Genomic DNA, 16,387 nt, shown 5'->3' on the forward strand with positions numbered 1-16,387 from the left:
TTGGGCGGCCGTTATGGATTATGGTAGTTTTTGGAAACATAATGGGCGGCCAATGGCGATGGAATTTATTTTTTTTATTATTTTTGCCGTTTGGAAAAACGGCTGTTGCTCCTTGGCTGGAAAATTGAGGCTGAGCACATTGAGTTGTTTTTCTGTTATGTAACTGTGATTATTAATTTTTAAAAAACTATATTTAGATGCTAAAGAAAATCTTTTGTTTGCTTTGTTGCATCGTTGCCTTTGTGCTCCCGTCGTGGGCAGGCGGCACCGATTATTACTACAAGGTGACAGCCACGGCACAGCCCACAGGTGTCGGCAAGGTCTATGTGTCGAAATCTAATACAGAACCAAAAAGTACTGATTATGAAGATACAAAGATCCTTATCACTTCGGAAAATTCCACCCAGAAGGCTGCCTCCAGGGAGTTTTATCTGTTTGCCAAACCTGCCGAGGGCTATGTGTTCGACAAGTGGACCAAAGACGACGGTACTACCGAGGTGAGCAGGCAGAAAAGTACTTCTACAGGTACGCTCACCAGTTCTTCCACAGAAAAGAGCAATCCTGCGGAATATGGCTATATAGCTCATTTCTCCAAGGCAGGTGATGTGTATGTGGTTTCTGAAGACGAGACCATGGGTACCGCAGGCATCGACAATCCTAAAAACACTGTTGGCGACGCGGTTACGTTGACGGCCTATCCCGATATGTTCTCTGGCATATTCAAGGCGTGGACCAAAGACGGCAAGGTAGTGTCGACCCAAAATCCCTACACCTTTACCGTCGACGAGGCAAGCAAAGGAAAGTATGTGGCGACCTTCACCAAGAAGGATATGGAGAAAAAGGGTTTCTACTGCTATGTGCACAATGTGAAATTCAAGCGCAGCCTGGGCTTGATGGGCATTTCTGACAAAAATGTGAGCACCAGCAACCGCTATCTCACGAACTCCATCATGCTGCTCGAGGATGGCAGCGACATCATGCGCTCGTCGCCCGCCTTTGTGCTGAAGTTGACAGGAAGTTCTGATGGGTATGGTGGGCTTGAAAATGCCAATCTCGAGGCTCAAGGCAAGGGGAGCAAGGATATTGCAAATAATAAGACTTACACTTTCTCTAAGCACGGCGACCACTTATATATCTATGGTTCGGCAGGAAGCGCTACTGCCTATATGGTCGACTATGCCGATGCGTTTACCCAGGAGGAGCACCTGGGCAAGGTGAACCACCCTGGCCTCTACAACGGTGCCAACGAGAATGATGCTTCTTATCACTGGGTGGTAACGCCCATAAGCGAAGATAGCAAGGACTTCTGCTTCGGTGCCATGCCGTCGCCGAAAACCAAAGACGAGGCCGGCAAGTACTACACCACGATGTACACCAAGTTTCCCTATCGCTGTCTCGACGGGGTGAAAGCCTATGTGGTGAGCAGCGTCGACGAGACGGCCCACAAGGTGGTGCTCAGCGAGATCAAGTCGGGCGAGGTGCCGTCGGGCACCCCCGTCGTGCTGGAGTGCACCAGCACCAAGCCTGTCGAAAATCGCCTGTTGCCCCTGGTGGAGGAGCCTGCCGCCATCGCCGAGACCAATCGGCTCAAGGGCGTGATTTGGCTCAAGGACGAGAATAAGACCGAGGATAAGTACCGCACCAAGTTTGACAGCCAGACGATGCTGGTGTTGAGCAACGACGAGCTTGCCTTCAAGAATGTGAACAACACCGATGTGCTGGCCGGCGGCACTGGCCAGACGGGCACCTTGACCTATATTGCCAACAACACCTGCTACCTGACTGTGGACAGCAAGATGACCGAAGCCACCACCTTCACCATCGAGAAGGGCTCGAGCGTGGTGACCAAGGAAACCACCCTGGCCGGCTTGAGCCAGGAGGCGGCCGACGGCGTCACGCCCTACAAGCTCACGGGCGACGACCTGGAGTGTGTGGGCGCCATTGCCAGCGACAGCTACAATTATCTGGTGGTGAAAGACGGCGGCTACTCGACCCAGGCCACGAGCAACAAGCAGAGCTACAGGGAGTATCTCATACGCTCGAGCTACAATGGCGGCAAGGAGAACACCACCAGGCAGACCGCCTATGACCAGAGCAACTGGATACTGGTAGACCTGTCGGGCATCGCCGGTGCCCAAGTCGACAACTACCGCAATTGCAAGATTACCTCGATCACGGGCACCTACCACAAGGAGAACCCCCGCTTTGTGGCAACACAGATTGTGCTGGGTGACAAGACGGCCCCCTACGCGCCCAACCACTATATCGCCACCAACTTCATGACCACCTACTGCGCCGACGGCACGGGCAATGGCGTGAAAGATGCCGCAGGCAACACCTACTACTTCATGAACCCCAAAGACGGCGAGTGGGCCATCGTGGCCTGGGCCGTGTGGGACAAGGCCACGCAGGCCTTCTATGTGCCTGCCAAGGACGACGAGGGCACCAACGCGCACGGCTTTGCCGGCGGCTTCAAGGTGGACTTGCGCTACAACGAGGGCGACATCACCAATGTGGAGAGGCTCGACGAGCAAAGCGACAAGGGCCAGAACGTGTACACCTTCCCGGCCTTGATTGTGAAAAACACCGCCACCAGCGCAAGCGCGCCCCGAAGGGCCGCGATCAAACCCGATACAAGGGAGCTGAGCACGACCTACACGGTCTATCCCCTCTCGCTCAGTGCCGGCAGCGTGGTGACCGGGGTGAGCACTGTGGACCAGGCCAAGACGGTGCGCAGCGTCGTCTACTACAACCTGCAAGGCATGGCCAGCCCCACGCCCCATGCCGGCCTCAACGTGGTGGTGACCCGCTACACCGACGGCTCGACCCAGGTGGCCAAGGTGATGCGCCCGTAGCCGCCCTGCAATATCGCTGAAACAGCAATACATGATTTCGAGGCAAGTGTGAAATTGTAACATTTGCCTCGAAATTTTTTTAGAAAATTGTGAAGAATTGAGAATAATGCTTAAATTTGCAATCAATGGGTCGTATAGATAGAAATAGATTGTGGGCAATGTGGATGCTGCTGCTGCTTGTGGCGGCAGTGCCGGCCCTCGCCCAAAGACGTGACTACAAGCCCATTGCGGTGACGTGGACCCACGGCCTGCCCGTCAAGCCCGACAGCAGCAACTTTGTGACCGCCAGCTACGTTGTGGCCTCGCCTGGTGAGAAGATATACTCGCGCCTGGGCCACGCCACCTTGCGCCTGGAGTGCCCCAGCTACAAGTTGGACTACTGCTTCACGTTTGAGACCGACGTTGAGCCGGGCGACTACCTGCGCTTCTTTGCCGGGCAGGCGCGAGGCCGCATTGTGGCAGTGCCCACGGGGCTGTTTCTGGCACCCTACGCCCGCGAGGGCCGCCAGGTGCGCCAGTATGAGCTCAACCTGAGTCTTGCCGAGAAGCGGGAGCTGTGGCGCATGCTCGACAACGACATGGTGAGCGACGAGCGCCGCAAGTTCAATTTTGTGACAAACAATTGCACCTCGATAAGTTTTTCTATGGTCGAGGACTGCCTGCAAGGGGAGCACATCGACTATGTGTGGCCCCGGGTCATGTCGCAGGACAACGGCAACGGCGTGCGCTATCTCATGCGGCACTCGCCGTGGCTGTCGTTCATCTCGATAACCCTGCTGGGCACCGAGAGCGACAAGTACTGGGACAATCACAGCCGCGTGGCCCCCGAGCTGGTGATCGACATCGAGCGGCACTCGCGCATTGTGGCCCCCGACGGCCGTTGGCGCCCCGTGCTCACGGGCGAGCAGCGCGAGTTGCTGCCCCTGCGCCACCGTCTCTCGGCCCCCAGCAAGGCCTCGCCCGGCGTGGTAGCTGCCTGCCTGCTGCTGGTGGTGCTGCTGGCGACGGTGCTCGAGTGGAAGCCCGGCTGGCGGCGGCCGGCACAGGTGGCCGATGCCGTGCTGCTGGGCTTGCAGACGGCAGCGGGCCTGCTGCTGCTCTACATGAGCACGGTGGCAAGCCTCTTTGGCACCCACTGGAACTGGTATATCATACCCTTCAATCCCGTGCCGCTGGTGGTGTGGCTCGTGTGTCGCCGGCGGCGGCACTATGGCCGGGTGTACGGGTTCTACACCGCTGTGCTTGTGCTCTTCATGCTGGCCACGCCCCTGAGCAGCCAGCTCGACTGGCAGCACCAGCTGGTGGTGGCCGCCCTGGCCGTGCGCACAGCCTCGCACGCTGTGGCCTATCGTCGCCGCCAGGGCGCCCACAAGTGACCGAAAAAAAACAATCGTGTGAATGTTGAAATATATATAGTTCTGTAAAAAAAACTTGTATTGGCAGTTGCCAGGGTAGTGCGTGCGCGTGCATGTGAGCCCGTGGGCTGTATTTGGGAGCGAGAATAATCGCTGAGTATGTACTGACTCTATACTATACTATTTTTAATGTTTTGCAAGATTGGTTGTTTTAATACATTAACACTCAAAACAATTTCTAATGATGAGAAAACTATGTTTAATCCTGCTGGCCGCGTGCCTCGCCTCGATGGCGGGCTGGGCGCAGGAGCTCAGGCAGGCCGACGTGGGCACGATGCGCACACCGCCGTCGCTGCCCCAGCAACTCGAGGCCACCGGAGTGCTGGAGGCCACCCAATGGAACCAGCAAGCCGTGCCGGGCAAGAGCGGCCGTGCCACGGCAGGAAAAGTGAGACTTAAAGCATCGATTGCCGACTCGCTCACGCTGGCCGAGATCGATGAGAGCGTGACCGGCACCAAGCAGGCCAGCGCCATTGTCACGACCAAGGCCTATGGCACCAACCAGGCCTATGTGTACAACCTGTGGGGCCTGCGCGACACGCTCACGGCCACCTACGACCAGCGTGCCGGCACCATCAGCATCAACCCCGGCCTTGTCTACAACCACCCCACCTACGGGCCCGTGTGGATATGCCCCTATGATGCGAAGGCCAACACCTACTCGACGAAGAACCCCATCAAGGGCACCCTCAATGCCGACGGCAGCGTCACGCTGAGTGGCTGGGGCGTGTTTGTGACCGAGGGCGACTACAAGGGCGGCTCGTTTGCCCGCTTCAAGGGCAGCGAGCTCGAGGTGCCCAACGCCGTGATGACCGACACGCTTTACGACATCAACAATCCGAGCTCGCGCACGACGGTGTTGAGCTACCCGGTGTATATCGACAGCGTGAGCGCCAACCAGGTGAGCATCTTGAACTTCAGCGGAATAGGCGCTGTAGTCAACGCCGTGCTCAACCCCGACAAGACCGTAACCATTGCACCGCAGCGCGTGCTGACCAACAGCATGTATGGCGACTTCTACTGCTACAGCCACGACTGGAACGGCGCGCCGCTTAACAAGGGCTCTATCACGGCCACCAGCACAGCCACCAGCTGGACGCTGGGCTCGTGGGGCATATTCTCGCGCAACGTGCTGAGCCTCATGGCCCGCGGCTACTGGAACTCGACGATAAACTTTGCCTCGGGGCTGGTGACCTATCCCGAGAAGAAAAATCTCGACTGGAGCGGCTCGGGCACCGAGGCCGACCCCTATGTGATCAAGACCCTCGACCAGTACCTGGCCTTTGCCGAGAGTGTGAACCTGGGTCAGAGCTACCAGGGCAAGTACATCGCGCTGGGCAACGACATCGACATGAGCAGCCTTGCCGAGGCCTACCGGCCGGTGGGCAATGAGAGCCACCCCTTTGAGGGCACCTTCGACGGCAAGGGCTACACCTTGAAAAACTGGAGCCACACAGCCTACGACGAGTCCTATCAGGGCCTCTTCGGCATGGCAGGCGCCCAGAGTGTGATCAAGAACTTGAAAGTCGACAACCCGTCGCTCACCAGCGCGGGCGCCTACACAGGCATCGTTGTGGGCTACTCGAGCGGCGTGGTGAGCAACGTGACCGTGACAGGGGCCACGATGAAGCACAACAACAGCTTTGGCGGCGGCGTGATAGGTGCCTTCAAGGGCACTACGGCAAGCAACCTCAGCTTCACTGGCACCCTCACGGGAGCCGGCGAGACCGGCGGCGTGATAGGCGAGCTGCAGGCCGGCACCGTGACCGACCTCGAGTCGCACGGCACCGTGAGCGTGGAGAGCGTGTACTCGAGCGTGTTTCACGGTCTGGGCGGCGTGATAGGCGGCACCCTCAACAAGGGCGAGATGCACATTGAGCGTTGCTACAACGACGCCATGGTCAACGCCACGGCCAGCAACGTGCTCACCGGCGGCGTTGTGGGCGACCTGGCCTATGCCAACCTCTCGGGCAGCTTCAATGTGGGCCCCGTGGCCGCAGTGTGCACCACGAGCCGCGAGCTCGACGGCACCATCAACCAGGTGGGCGCTGCTGGCGGCGTGGCCGGGCGCGTGTATGGCTCAACGATGACCGACTGCTACAACAGCAACATCGTGATCAACAGCGGCAACAATGAGCACGTGGGTGGCCTGCTGGGCTATGTGGTGAAACCCATCATGACCTATGTGAACGGCCACTTCGAGGGATACAAGAACCCGTCGCGGTTGACCAGCTGCTACAACAGCGGCGAGGTGATCACGCCCACCATGCGCTCCACGCAGGGCTTCTATGGCTCGACCTATGCCGACAGTGTGCTGGTGAACTGCTACTTCGACCAGCAAGTGACCGGCAACGTGATGCCCGACCCCTCGGCCAGCTGCATCATGCGCACTGCCCAGCTCACCAGCGGCACCCTGCCGCAGGGCTTCGACAGCAAGGTGTGGACGGCCACTGCAGGCCTCTACCCCGCCCTCAAGCACTTTGCCACGAGTGCCGAGTCGCACCTCTCGGTGTCGCCCCTCACCTTTGCAGGCAGCGAGACCTCGCGCAAGGTGAAGACGGCCTTCACCGTGTCGAGCGTGAACAATATCGTGTGGCGCATCTTTGCCAACTCGAGCTATGTGACCTCGTCGACCGGCCTGGTCATGAGCGGCGACAGTGTGAAAATCAACAATGTGAACTCGAGCGAGACCATGGTGGCCCGCATCGACGGCAACGACAAGCTGGTGAAGATGGTGATGCTTGAGACGGTAGATCCCACGGCCTTCCGCGGCAGCGGCACCCAGGACGACCCCTACCTGATAAGCGACAAGGACGACTTGATAAAGCTCAACGAGGGTGTGACCGTGAACGCGCAGACCTATCTGGGCGACTACTTCAAGCAGACCAACGACATCGACCTGGAGAACGCCACCGACTTTGTGGGCATCGGGGCCGACGGCAAGAGCGCTCACAACTTTGCCGGCACCTACGACGGCCAGGGCTACACGATACACCGCCTCTATATCGACAGCGTGGGTCTCAACGGCTTTGGCAAGGCCACGCCGTCGAAGTCGCGCCAGTATGCCGGCTTCTTCGGCTATATAGGCCCCAAGGGTGTGGTCAAGAACCTGAACATTGCCAGCGACTGCCACTTCTATGCCTACGGCTATGTGGGCGCCATCGCCGGCTACAACAAGGGCACGATTGAGAATTGCCGCAACTATGCCGACGTGACGGCTGCCTATACCAACGCCGGCGGCATCACGGGCTACCAGGATACGGGCTCAAAGGTGATCAACTGCTACAACAGCGGCACCGTGACGGTGGGCAGCAACCGCGCTGCGGGCATTGTGCCCTACAGCAAGGGCACTACCGCCGGCTGCCAGAACGACGGCCTGGTGCGCTGCACCTATCTGCCCGACTATCCCGACGACGGGCCTTACAACGCCGGCGGCATTGTGGGCTCAACATCGAGTGCGGCTGTGATAACCGACAACATCAACACTGGCACCGTGACGGCCTACAGCAACACGGCCGGCATCGTGACCTCGGCATCGACCGGCTCGTTGATAGCCCGCAACATCAACTACGGCTCGGTGATCAACGGCAACCCCGACGACTATGGCACGGGTGCCTTCACGGCCCGCGACCTCACCACGGTGACCAGCGGCTACAACTTTGAAAACAACTACTACGACAAGCAACTGGGCTACTACGGCGCTGCCTATCGCGCACCCTTCAAGGGCATCAACGGCCTGCTCACGCGCCAGCTCACCAGCGGCGAGGCACTCGAGGGCATCGATGCCCAGCAGGTCGACTTCGCAGCCGGCCAGTACCCAGTGCTCAAGCGCTTCAAGGATGAGCCCGCGGCTGTGGCCCACCGCAACATGGTGGTGACCCTGCCCGACGACGAGACCATCGACGACGTGCGCCACACGGCTGCCTTGAGCGACACGGCCAGCTGGAGCCTGGTGAAGGCACAGCAATTTGCCATCGAGGACGGCAACCGCCTCACGGTGGCCATAGCCGGCGACACTGCCCTGCGCGACACGCTCACGGCCAGCCTGGGCGGCTACACCAAGGTGATACCGCTGCGTGCGCAGCCCATCGCCTTCACAGGCAGCGGCACCAAGGCCGACCCCTACCAGATACGCTCTAAGGCCGACATGCTCTTGCTGGCAAGCTACACCAACGACGCCGACTATGCCTTCACCGGCCGCTACTTTAAGGTGATGAACGACATCGACTTCGACACCACAGCCTATGTGCCTGTGGCAGTGAAACTGCACAAGCTCGACGCCGACTTCGACGGCAACGGCAAGAAATTCCTCAACATCAACTACACGAGCGACTACAGGCTCTCGACCGGAAGATACTTTGCCCTGATAGGCAACGTGGGCGAGAACGGCCGCGTGCACAACGTGAACCTGGCCAGCGGCTACATGGCTGCCTACGGGAGCACGGGCGGCATTGCCGGCCGCGTGTATGGTACCGTCGACAGCTGCGAGAGCCACATCACCGTGTCGACGACCAAGGACGATGGCTTCGGCGGCATTGCCGGCCGCGTGATGGGCGGCGGCAAGGTGACCAACTGCAAGGGCTACGCCAAGTTTGACGCCAAGTACGACAACGTGGGCGGCATCGTCTACGACGTGCTGCGCGGCGGCCTGGTGGAGAACTGCGAGAACTACAGCGACATCAATGCGCCCTACACGGGTGTGGCCGGTATCGCTGCCGAGAACGCCGGCACGATAAGCAACTGCGTGAACCACGGCGCCATCGCCGGCAAGGGCTCGGTGGGCGGCATCGTGGGCGTCTCGCTGGGCGGCGACGTATTGCTCAATTGCCGCAACGAGGGCACCGTCACAGCCACTGGCTCGGAGGCTGGCGGCATCCTTGCCTCGACGACCAACCGGAGCGACTCGATCATCATCGCGGGCTGCAGCAACACGGCTGCCGTGAGCGCCAACAAGTATGCCGGCGGCCTCGTGGGCTATGCCTATGTGAAAATGCTGGTCGACAGCTGCTACAACAAGGGCGACGTGAGCACCGTGGCAAAATATGCCGCCGGCTTGCTGAGCTATGCCTACACGGGCAGCCGCTTCACCCACTGCTACAACACGGGCACGGTGATAGGCGGCGGCGACTATGCCGGCGGCCTGGTAGCCGATGTCAACGGCGAGGACTTTGTCGTGAGCGACTGTGTGAACTACGGCGACGTGATGGGTTCGGGCATGTATGGCTCGGGCATTTCCAGCTCCTATGAAGGCGTGATGGAGCGCGTGGTGAACTATGGCCACGTCGAGAGCGACAGCTATGCCGCCGGTATCACGGGCTATGCCAGCGATGCCAAGTATGTGAACTGCGTGAACTACGGCGACGTGGCCATGACCGGCACCACACGCGACTATGCTCCGGCTGGCGGCTTGATGGCCCTGAACCGCGCCTCGAGCATGACCAACTGCTACAACCTGGGCAAGGTGACGAGCACGGCCTATGCCTCGGGCCTGATAGGCGACGCACGCGACGACACGTCGTACGGGCCCTTCAACGTGCGCAACTGCTACACGGCAGGCGAGATAAGCGGTCCCGACTCAAGCTACGTGAGCCACGTGACTGCCTCGACCGACGACGAGGTGCTGCTCGACAGCGTGTACTACGACATCACGGTGAACCGCACTGTGCCCTACTCCAACATCGACTCGACCGGCATTGCACTCTCGACCCGCGAGATGGTGCACGCCGCCCTGGGCGATGCCTATGTAGAGCGTGTGGGCATGTATCCCGTGCTCGCCGAGCTGGCCGACAGCGTGCTGAGCAACTGGTATGCCGCCACGGTGGTGCTGCCCGAGGGCTTCGGTCCCGACAGCGTGGCCGGCCCCTTCATCGTGGGCGACCCCGAGGGTACCACGTGGACGGCCAGCCCCGAGATTGTGACCATCGACGGCAACGTGGCCACGCCCACTGCCACCGGCGAGGTGACCCTGACCAAGACCTGCGGCACCCACACGCGCAGCTACCGCCTGGTGGTGACAATGACCACCGGCGTGACCGACGTGGATGCCAGCGATGCTGCCATCGTGGCTCGCGAGTACTTCAACCTCAACGGCCAGAGCCTGGGCACCAAGCGGCCCGAGAGCGCCGGCATCTATATCGAGCGCGACCGCTACAGCAACGGCGCCGCCCGTGCCCGCAAGATTGTGGTGAAGTAACGCACACAGGCCGACACAGCGCGTGTGCGGCCGATTGAAAATTTCCATTGCCCGCCGGGAATGTTGCCCAGGCGGGCAATGTTGTTTTATTGGGGGGAAAAAAAACGACAGCCCAAAAACAGCGCCCAGGCCTGAGCCTCACAAAAATGCAGCGAAATCAAGCGATTTTTGCCCGTTTTATACTTACCTTTGCATCACAACACAAAAGACACATTACAGCTATCAGAGCGATTAAAAGCAAACTATATGAATTTGAAAGCAAAACCATTCATCAAGTGGGTTGGCGGAAAAGGCCAGCTCATAGAGCAACTGGAAGTGAAACTCCCAGCTGACTTTGATAATTGGAAAAACGCCACCTACATAGAGCCATTTGTAGGGGGTGGGGCTATGCTGTTTCACATGTTGCAACAGCATCCTAATATCAAGCGTGCTGTAATCAATGACATCAATCACGACTTGATAACTTGCTATACAACTGTGCGTGACCACGTTGAAGAGTTGATTCCAGCCTTGCGCGAGATACAAGCACAGTATTGCTCTTTGCCCGACATGGATGCGAAACGTGAAATGTACATGGATGTGCGCCAGCGTTACAATGAGAAAAATCTTGACCCGATAGAAAATACTACCAAGTTTTTCTTCCTTAACCGGACATGTTTCAATGGCCTGTATCGTGTGAACAAGAAAGGATTGTTTAATGTTCCTTACGGAAAGTTTATGCAACCACAAATTTGTGTTAACTAAAGACTAAGGATTATGGCTAAGATAAAAGTTGAAAATACAGAAATATCTGTTGTTAGTGTGCAAAACGAGGATTATATCTCTTTGACAGATATGGCACATAGCCAAATGCAGGAACACATAATTTTCAGATGGATGAGCCTTAAAAGTACAATAGAATATCTCGGTGAATGGGAAATGCTATATAATCCGAATTTTAATTGTACCGAATTCGATACAATTAAAAATGCAGCAGGAAGCAACAACTTCGTGCTTTCTGTAAAGGCATGGATTCAAAGAACAGGTGCAATAGGCATCATGGCAAAAGCTGGCCGATATGGTGGAACTTATGCTCATCGAGACATTGCGTACCACTTTGGAATGTGGATTAGTCCTCGTTTCCAACTTTTGTTGGTAAAAGAGTATCAACGTCTTAAAGCTGATGAGCAGAAACAATTGTCATGGTCTGCTAAACGTGAATTGTCAAAGATAAACTATCGTATTCACACAGATGCAATCAAGGAAAATCTTATTCCAAACGAGGTGACACGTGAACAAGCAGCTATGAAGTATGCCGATGAAGCCGATGTTCTCAACATAGCTATGTTTGGTATGACGGCAAGGCAATGGCGTGAACAGAATCCCGATAAGAAAGGTAACATTCGTGATTATGCCAATATAAATGAGCTAATCTGCTTATCGAACATGGAGAATCTAAATGCTGTGTTTATTAACGATGGTATGGCACAATCTGAACGGCTCATCAAACTGAATCAGATTGCTATCCAACAAATGAAAATCCTCGAAGATACTGGAGGCAGAAATTTATTGAAGTAAAGACGATTATGAGGCAGCAGAAATATACACAGGCACAACAAGTGATAGATACTCTTCGCACAACAGGAGGGTATGCTACGCTCAGTGATTTGTATCATCTCGTAGATACAAAATCGTGGGCAACTAAGACTCCTAACGAATCAATCCGAAGAATTGTGCAGCAATCTAACGAAATATTTAAAATACAGCCAGGTCTTTGGGCATTGGAGGAATGTCGTGAAGAAGTGATGCGCAAATTCGACATCTGCCCGAAGGAAGAAAAGAGCATTGAGCAATTTACACATGGTTACTATCAAGGACTTATTATAGAGATAGGCAACATGAAACATTATGCGACCTATGTCCCTGCGCAAGACCAAAACCGCAAGTTTCTTGAAAAGCCCCTGAAAGATATTTGCACCACAATCCATATTCCCGATTTTTCATACGAGAATCTTACAGAGAGGGCAAGGACCGTGGATGTCATTTGGTTCAATGAGCGCAAAATGCCAAATAGCTTCTTTGAAGTGGAGCATTCGACAGACATTCAAAACTCAATCACTAAGTTTTGTGATTTACAAGATTTCAACAGCCGCTTCTTGATTGTTGCACCTCAGAATCGCAAGGAACAATTTGACAAAGTGATGAGCAGAACTGCTTTCAAAGAGGTGAAAGAGCGTGTTGCTTTCCATAGTTATGAGAGTATCTATAAGCAATATGAACTAATGTGTATAGCAAGAGCAAGCGAGGGATTTATATAACAACAAACTCTGTTGATAGATAATTAAAAAAAGTTTATGAATTATGTCAGAATACATTTTTTACACTACAGCAGGTTTTACGCAAGCCCCAAATGGAAACAATGTGGAGAATTGTCAAGTTCTCGGTAGAGCTTTTGGGAAAAATATTAAAGAAGCAAGGTGCAATCTCATCAAAGAAAATCCTTGGATTGAAGAGGTTGGATTCGACATGGAAGACTTGCTTGTAATGCAATTATTGACAGAAGAACAAAAGGCAGATATTAAAGCCGTTATTGATTACCTTTGGGAAGACGAACATAAGCATTTCCAAGAAGAGCATTATCCAAAAAATCACATATATAGAATATTAAAACGCCTAAAAAGTTCCTATAAATAAGAAACTTACCATTTAGTTTGACTTCAAGTTTGACATGATATTTGCCGACCCTCCTTATTTTCTGTCCAACGGTGGAATAACGATGCATAGCGGCAAATTTGTGTGGGCGACGATTTGCTGGGTTGGAGCAAGAGAAACAATTTTGCGAGTTGAGCAAAGCACGACGTGAAGAAATCAATTGCATAGAGAAGAGCCGATGTCTAATCAGTCACATAGAGGATCTGCATAATTCACAGAATTGCGCTATAGTGCATGAGGATTCTTGTGAATATAGTCGATTGCCATTTTAAGAAGAGAAGCAATAGAGATGTGATTTTAACTGTTGAAAAAATAATTGAGGCGGGAGTGTAGTTTTTGGGCGGCGCGCTGCGTCAAATAGGGTGTGTAAACGAGAGAGAGAACTCAAGAAATGGAGAAGAAAGAAAAGCTGGAAGCCCAGTTCCACGAGCTGGTGAAAGCGCACAAGAGCACCATCTACTCGGTGTGCTACATGTTCTCGAGCGACCCCGACGAGGTAAACGACCTCTTTCAGGACTCGCTCATCAATATATGGAAAGGACTGGGCTCCTATGCCGGGCAAAGCAGCCTCAAGACCTGGCTGTGGCGCATCACCCTGAACACCTGCATCTCGGCCGGTCGCAAGAAAAAGCTGAAGAAAGTGCCTCTCGACATGAATGTCAACCTCTTTGAGGACCGTGATGCACAATCGCGGCAGGTGAAGCTGCTGCACGACCGCATACAGCGCCTGCAACCCTTCGACCGCGCCATCGTGCTGCTGTGGCTCGAGAACATAAGCTACGAGGAGATAGGCCAGATTGTGGGCATCTCGACCAAGAATGTATCGATAAGGCTGTTTCGCATACGCGAGCAGCTCAAAAACATGAAAGAAGATGAGTAACACCTGTCAACAAAACTGCACACCACACATTATGAAGAACGAGGAAAACATCAACGCCGACAGCAGCAACATGCAAGAGCTTGACCAGATGCGCCAGCAGATGGCCCTGTTGAAACACAGTCTCGACCGCCAGCTCGTCGTGAGCGACAAGCTCATGCGGCAGTCGATGAAGGGGAAGTTGCAATGGATAAAGCAGATGGTGTGGTTTGAAATCATCGCCACGCCCTTGCTCATCCTCTTCTTTGTCATCGAAGCCATGCAGCTGGAGCTGTCGATGGGCCCGGAGGTGATGCTGGCTGTGATACTGGCTGTGAGCGTGACGGCCGACTACATCATCAACGTGAAGCGAGCCCCCGACTTCATGGCGGGCACGCTGGTTGCGACCCAGGAGCAGCTGCTGAGCATGAAGCGCCTGCGCATGTGGAGTTTTGCCATCAACCTGCCGCTGAGCCTGATATGGGCGGCGTGGTTCATCATCGACATGTACATGCGCCTGCCCGTGGGCCATGTCATAGACACAGCCCACAGCGCAGCCCTGACGGGCGGCATTGTGGGCGGCAGCATCGGCCTTGTGGCGGGCTTGGTGGCAGCCGTGGTCATCTTGCGCAAGATGCAGAAGACCAACGATTCCATCATCGATCAAATCAAGGACTTGGGGGGCGACTGACACATGGGCGCGATTACATCTTTTAAACCTTGCATCGCCTCGCGGTGTGGAGTAAAATAGCTATATTTGCCCCCGCAATGAAGAAGGTAATCGAATTTTTGAAAAACTGGACCCTGCCCTGCTCCATCGTGAGCGGGGCAGCCATCTACTATATATTTGCCATGGTGCCTGCGCTCGACGGCGTGGGCCGGGCGATGAGTCCGGTATTTGACCAGGCACTGCCGTGGTTCCTCTTTGTGATACTGTTTGTGACCTTTTGCAAAATCGACTACAGCAAGATGCGCCCTGCCCGCTGGCACCTCTACACGAGCCTGGCGCAGGTGGTGATGGTGGTTGTGGTGGTGTTCAGCATCATCTACTTTGACTTGCGCGGTCCCCACCGCGTGCTCATGGAGTGCGTGCTCACCTGCATCATCGGGCCCTGCGCGGCTGCCTCGGCGGTGGTCACGGCCAAGCTGGGCGGCAGCCTGGAGTCGATGACCACCTACACCTTCATGAGCAACGTGCTCACGGCGGTGATGATACCCATTGCCTTCCCGCTGCTCGAGCACGGAGCCTCGCTGCCGTTCTGGCACATGCTGTGGCTCATCTTGCTCAAGGTGTGCGCCGTGCTGGTGGTGCCCATGGGGCTGGCCTACGGGGTGCGGCGGTGGCTGCCGCGGCTCTCGGGCGCCATCGCCGGCGTGCCCGACCTGGGTTTCTACCTGTGGGGCTGCTCGCTCTCGATCGTGAGCGGCATCACCATGCGCAACATCATGCACGCCCACACCACGGCGACGTTTCTTGTTGCCACGGCTGTGGTGAGCTTTGTGCTGTGTGTCATTCAGTTCTCGGTGGGGCGCAACATAGGCCGCTACATGGGGGCCAGCACCGAGGCCGGCCAGGGGCTGGGCCAGAAGAATACCGGTTTTGCAATATGGGTGGCCAGTGCCTATCTCACCCCGCTGGCCACGGTGGGCCCCGGGTGCTACATCTTGTGGCAGAACCTGGTGAACAGCCTGGAATTGTGGCAGCACCGCCGCATGGAAAAAAAGCATCATGACTGAAATTTAATCACAAAATCTTGATAATTAGCAGGAATGTTACTAACTTTGTGCCGATTTTAACGTTAAAAAGACAGGAAAATGGCCTCATACAAGTTGCCACTCAAGCGCTTGTCGCTTGGTGTTCAGGAATTTACCTATCACTTGGGCAAGGATTTCTTCAACGATATCGAGCCACTCGAGGTGAGAGGCGGCAACGTTGATGCCGTGGTGAGCGTCGACCGCAAGAGCGACGACATCTACCAGATAGAGATGACCTTGAAAGGCGAAATCACGATTCCCTGCGACCGCTGCCTCGACGACATGCAATGGGCCGTCGACACCAGCTACGACTTGAGCGTTAAAGAAGGCGACGAGTATGACGACAGCGTCGACAACGTGCTCACCATACCCTCGCACTGGCGCGAGCTCGACCTGGCGCCGCTGCTGCGCGACACGGTGCTGCTCACCATTCCCATCAAGCACGTGCACCCCGAGGGGGGCTGCAATGCCCAAATGCTCGAGCGCCTGAGCCAGCACATGGCCGCCGACGAGCCGCTGCGCTCGGGCCGCGAAGATACAGGAAGCTACAATCTCGGAGACGACCCACGATGGGAGGCTCTGAGAAAACTAAAAGATAACAACTAAAAAAATAAATAAAAGA

Annotated in this window: 10 protein-coding genes and 2 pseudogenes; all 12 read left to right on the top strand. The window is 55.6% G+C overall.

Features of this window, described 5'->3' with window-relative positions; translation table 11 throughout:
* Positions 1-197: 197 nt before the first annotated feature.
* The 12 genes and pseudogenes from GF423_RS06615 (at position 198) to GF423_RS06665 (ending at position 16,371) form a co-directional block, all read left to right on the top strand.
* Positions 198-2,855 (top strand): InlB B-repeat-containing protein, encoded by a 2,658-nt coding sequence (locus GF423_RS06615; protein ID WP_154327607.1) that lies wholly within the window; start codon positions 198-200, stop codon positions 2,853-2,855.
* Between the two features lie 158 nt (positions 2,856-3,013).
* Entirely contained in the window at positions 3,014-4,231 is a 1,218-nt protein-coding gene (locus GF423_RS06620; protein WP_206113407.1) for a lipoprotein N-acyltransferase Lnb domain-containing protein, read from the top strand.
* A gap of 220 nt (positions 4,232-4,451) precedes the next feature.
* Entirely contained in the window at positions 4,452-10,463 is a 6,012-nt protein-coding gene (locus GF423_RS06625; RefSeq protein ID WP_154327609.1) for a hypothetical protein, read from the top strand.
* A 246-nt stretch (positions 10,464-10,709) separates the two neighbouring features.
* Positions 10,710-11,198 (top strand): annotated as a pseudogene (locus tag GF423_RS06630) (DNA adenine methylase); the annotation flags it as partial.
* A 21-nt stretch (positions 11,199-11,219) separates the two neighbouring features.
* The gene (locus tag GF423_RS06635; protein ID WP_154327610.1) at positions 11,220-12,020 is read left to right on the top strand and encodes a KilA-N domain-containing protein; all 801 of its coding nucleotides are present in this window, start codon (positions 11,220-11,222) and stop codon (positions 12,018-12,020) included.
* Between the two features lie 8 nt (positions 12,021-12,028).
* Entirely contained in the window at positions 12,029-12,760 is a 732-nt protein-coding gene (locus GF423_RS06640; protein WP_154327611.1) for a type II restriction enzyme NmeDI-related protein, read from the top strand.
* Positions 12,761-12,803: 43 nt separating this feature from the next.
* Positions 12,804-13,136 (top strand): hypothetical protein, encoded by a 333-nt coding sequence (locus GF423_RS06645; protein WP_154327612.1) that lies wholly within the window; start codon positions 12,804-12,806, stop codon positions 13,134-13,136.
* A 16-nt stretch (positions 13,137-13,152) separates the two neighbouring features.
* Positions 13,153-13,239, top strand: a pseudogene (locus tag GF423_RS14360) (site-specific DNA-methyltransferase); the annotation flags it as partial.
* Positions 13,240-13,545: 306 nt separating this feature from the next.
* Complete coding sequence (locus GF423_RS06650; protein ID WP_154327613.1) at positions 13,546-14,034, top strand: RNA polymerase sigma factor; 489 nt, start codon at positions 13,546-13,548, stop codon at positions 14,032-14,034.
* Between the two features lie 31 nt (positions 14,035-14,065).
* Positions 14,066-14,701, top strand: a complete 636-nt coding sequence (locus GF423_RS06655) for a hypothetical protein (protein WP_154327614.1) — start codon at positions 14,066-14,068, stop codon at positions 14,699-14,701.
* A gap of 77 nt (positions 14,702-14,778) precedes the next feature.
* On the top strand, positions 14,779-15,747 hold the full coding sequence (locus tag GF423_RS06660) for a transporter (protein WP_154327615.1): 969 nt from the start codon (positions 14,779-14,781) through the stop codon (positions 15,745-15,747).
* Positions 15,748-15,825: 78 nt separating this feature from the next.
* Complete coding sequence (locus GF423_RS06665) at positions 15,826-16,371, top strand: YceD family protein (protein WP_154327616.1); 546 nt, start codon at positions 15,826-15,828, stop codon at positions 16,369-16,371.
* The last annotated feature ends 16 nt before the right edge of the window (positions 16,372-16,387 follow it).

This window comes from Sodaliphilus pleomorphus, assembly GCF_009676955.1.
GTDB classification, from domain to species: domain Bacteria; phylum Bacteroidota; class Bacteroidia; order Bacteroidales; family Muribaculaceae; genus Sodaliphilus; species Sodaliphilus pleomorphus.

Coding starts and splice junctions, on each gene's coding strand:
- GF423_RS06640 (WP_154327611.1), top strand. CDS start 12,029: ATGAGGCAGCAGAAATATACACAGGCACAACAAGTGATAGATACTCTT.
- GF423_RS06650 (WP_154327613.1), top strand. CDS start 13,546: ATGGAGAAGAAAGAAAAGCTGGAAGCCCAGTTCCACGAGCTGGTGAAA.
- GF423_RS06660 (WP_154327615.1), top strand. CDS start 14,779: ATGAAGAAGGTAATCGAATTTTTGAAAAACTGGACCCTGCCCTGCTCC.
- GF423_RS06665 (WP_154327616.1), top strand. CDS start 15,826: ATGGCCTCATACAAGTTGCCACTCAAGCGCTTGTCGCTTGGTGTTCAG.
- GF423_RS06635 (WP_154327610.1), top strand. CDS start 11,220: ATGGCTAAGATAAAAGTTGAAAATACAGAAATATCTGTTGTTAGTGTG.
- GF423_RS06620 (WP_206113407.1), top strand. CDS start 3,014: ATGTGGATGCTGCTGCTGCTTGTGGCGGCAGTGCCGGCCCTCGCCCAA.
- GF423_RS06625 (WP_154327609.1), top strand. CDS start 4,452: ATGATGAGAAAACTATGTTTAATCCTGCTGGCCGCGTGCCTCGCCTCG.
- GF423_RS06655 (WP_154327614.1), top strand. CDS start 14,066: ATGAAGAACGAGGAAAACATCAACGCCGACAGCAGCAACATGCAAGAG.
- GF423_RS06645 (WP_154327612.1), top strand. CDS start 12,804: ATGTCAGAATACATTTTTTACACTACAGCAGGTTTTACGCAAGCCCCA.
- GF423_RS06615 (WP_154327607.1), top strand. CDS start 198: ATGCTAAAGAAAATCTTTTGTTTGCTTTGTTGCATCGTTGCCTTTGTG.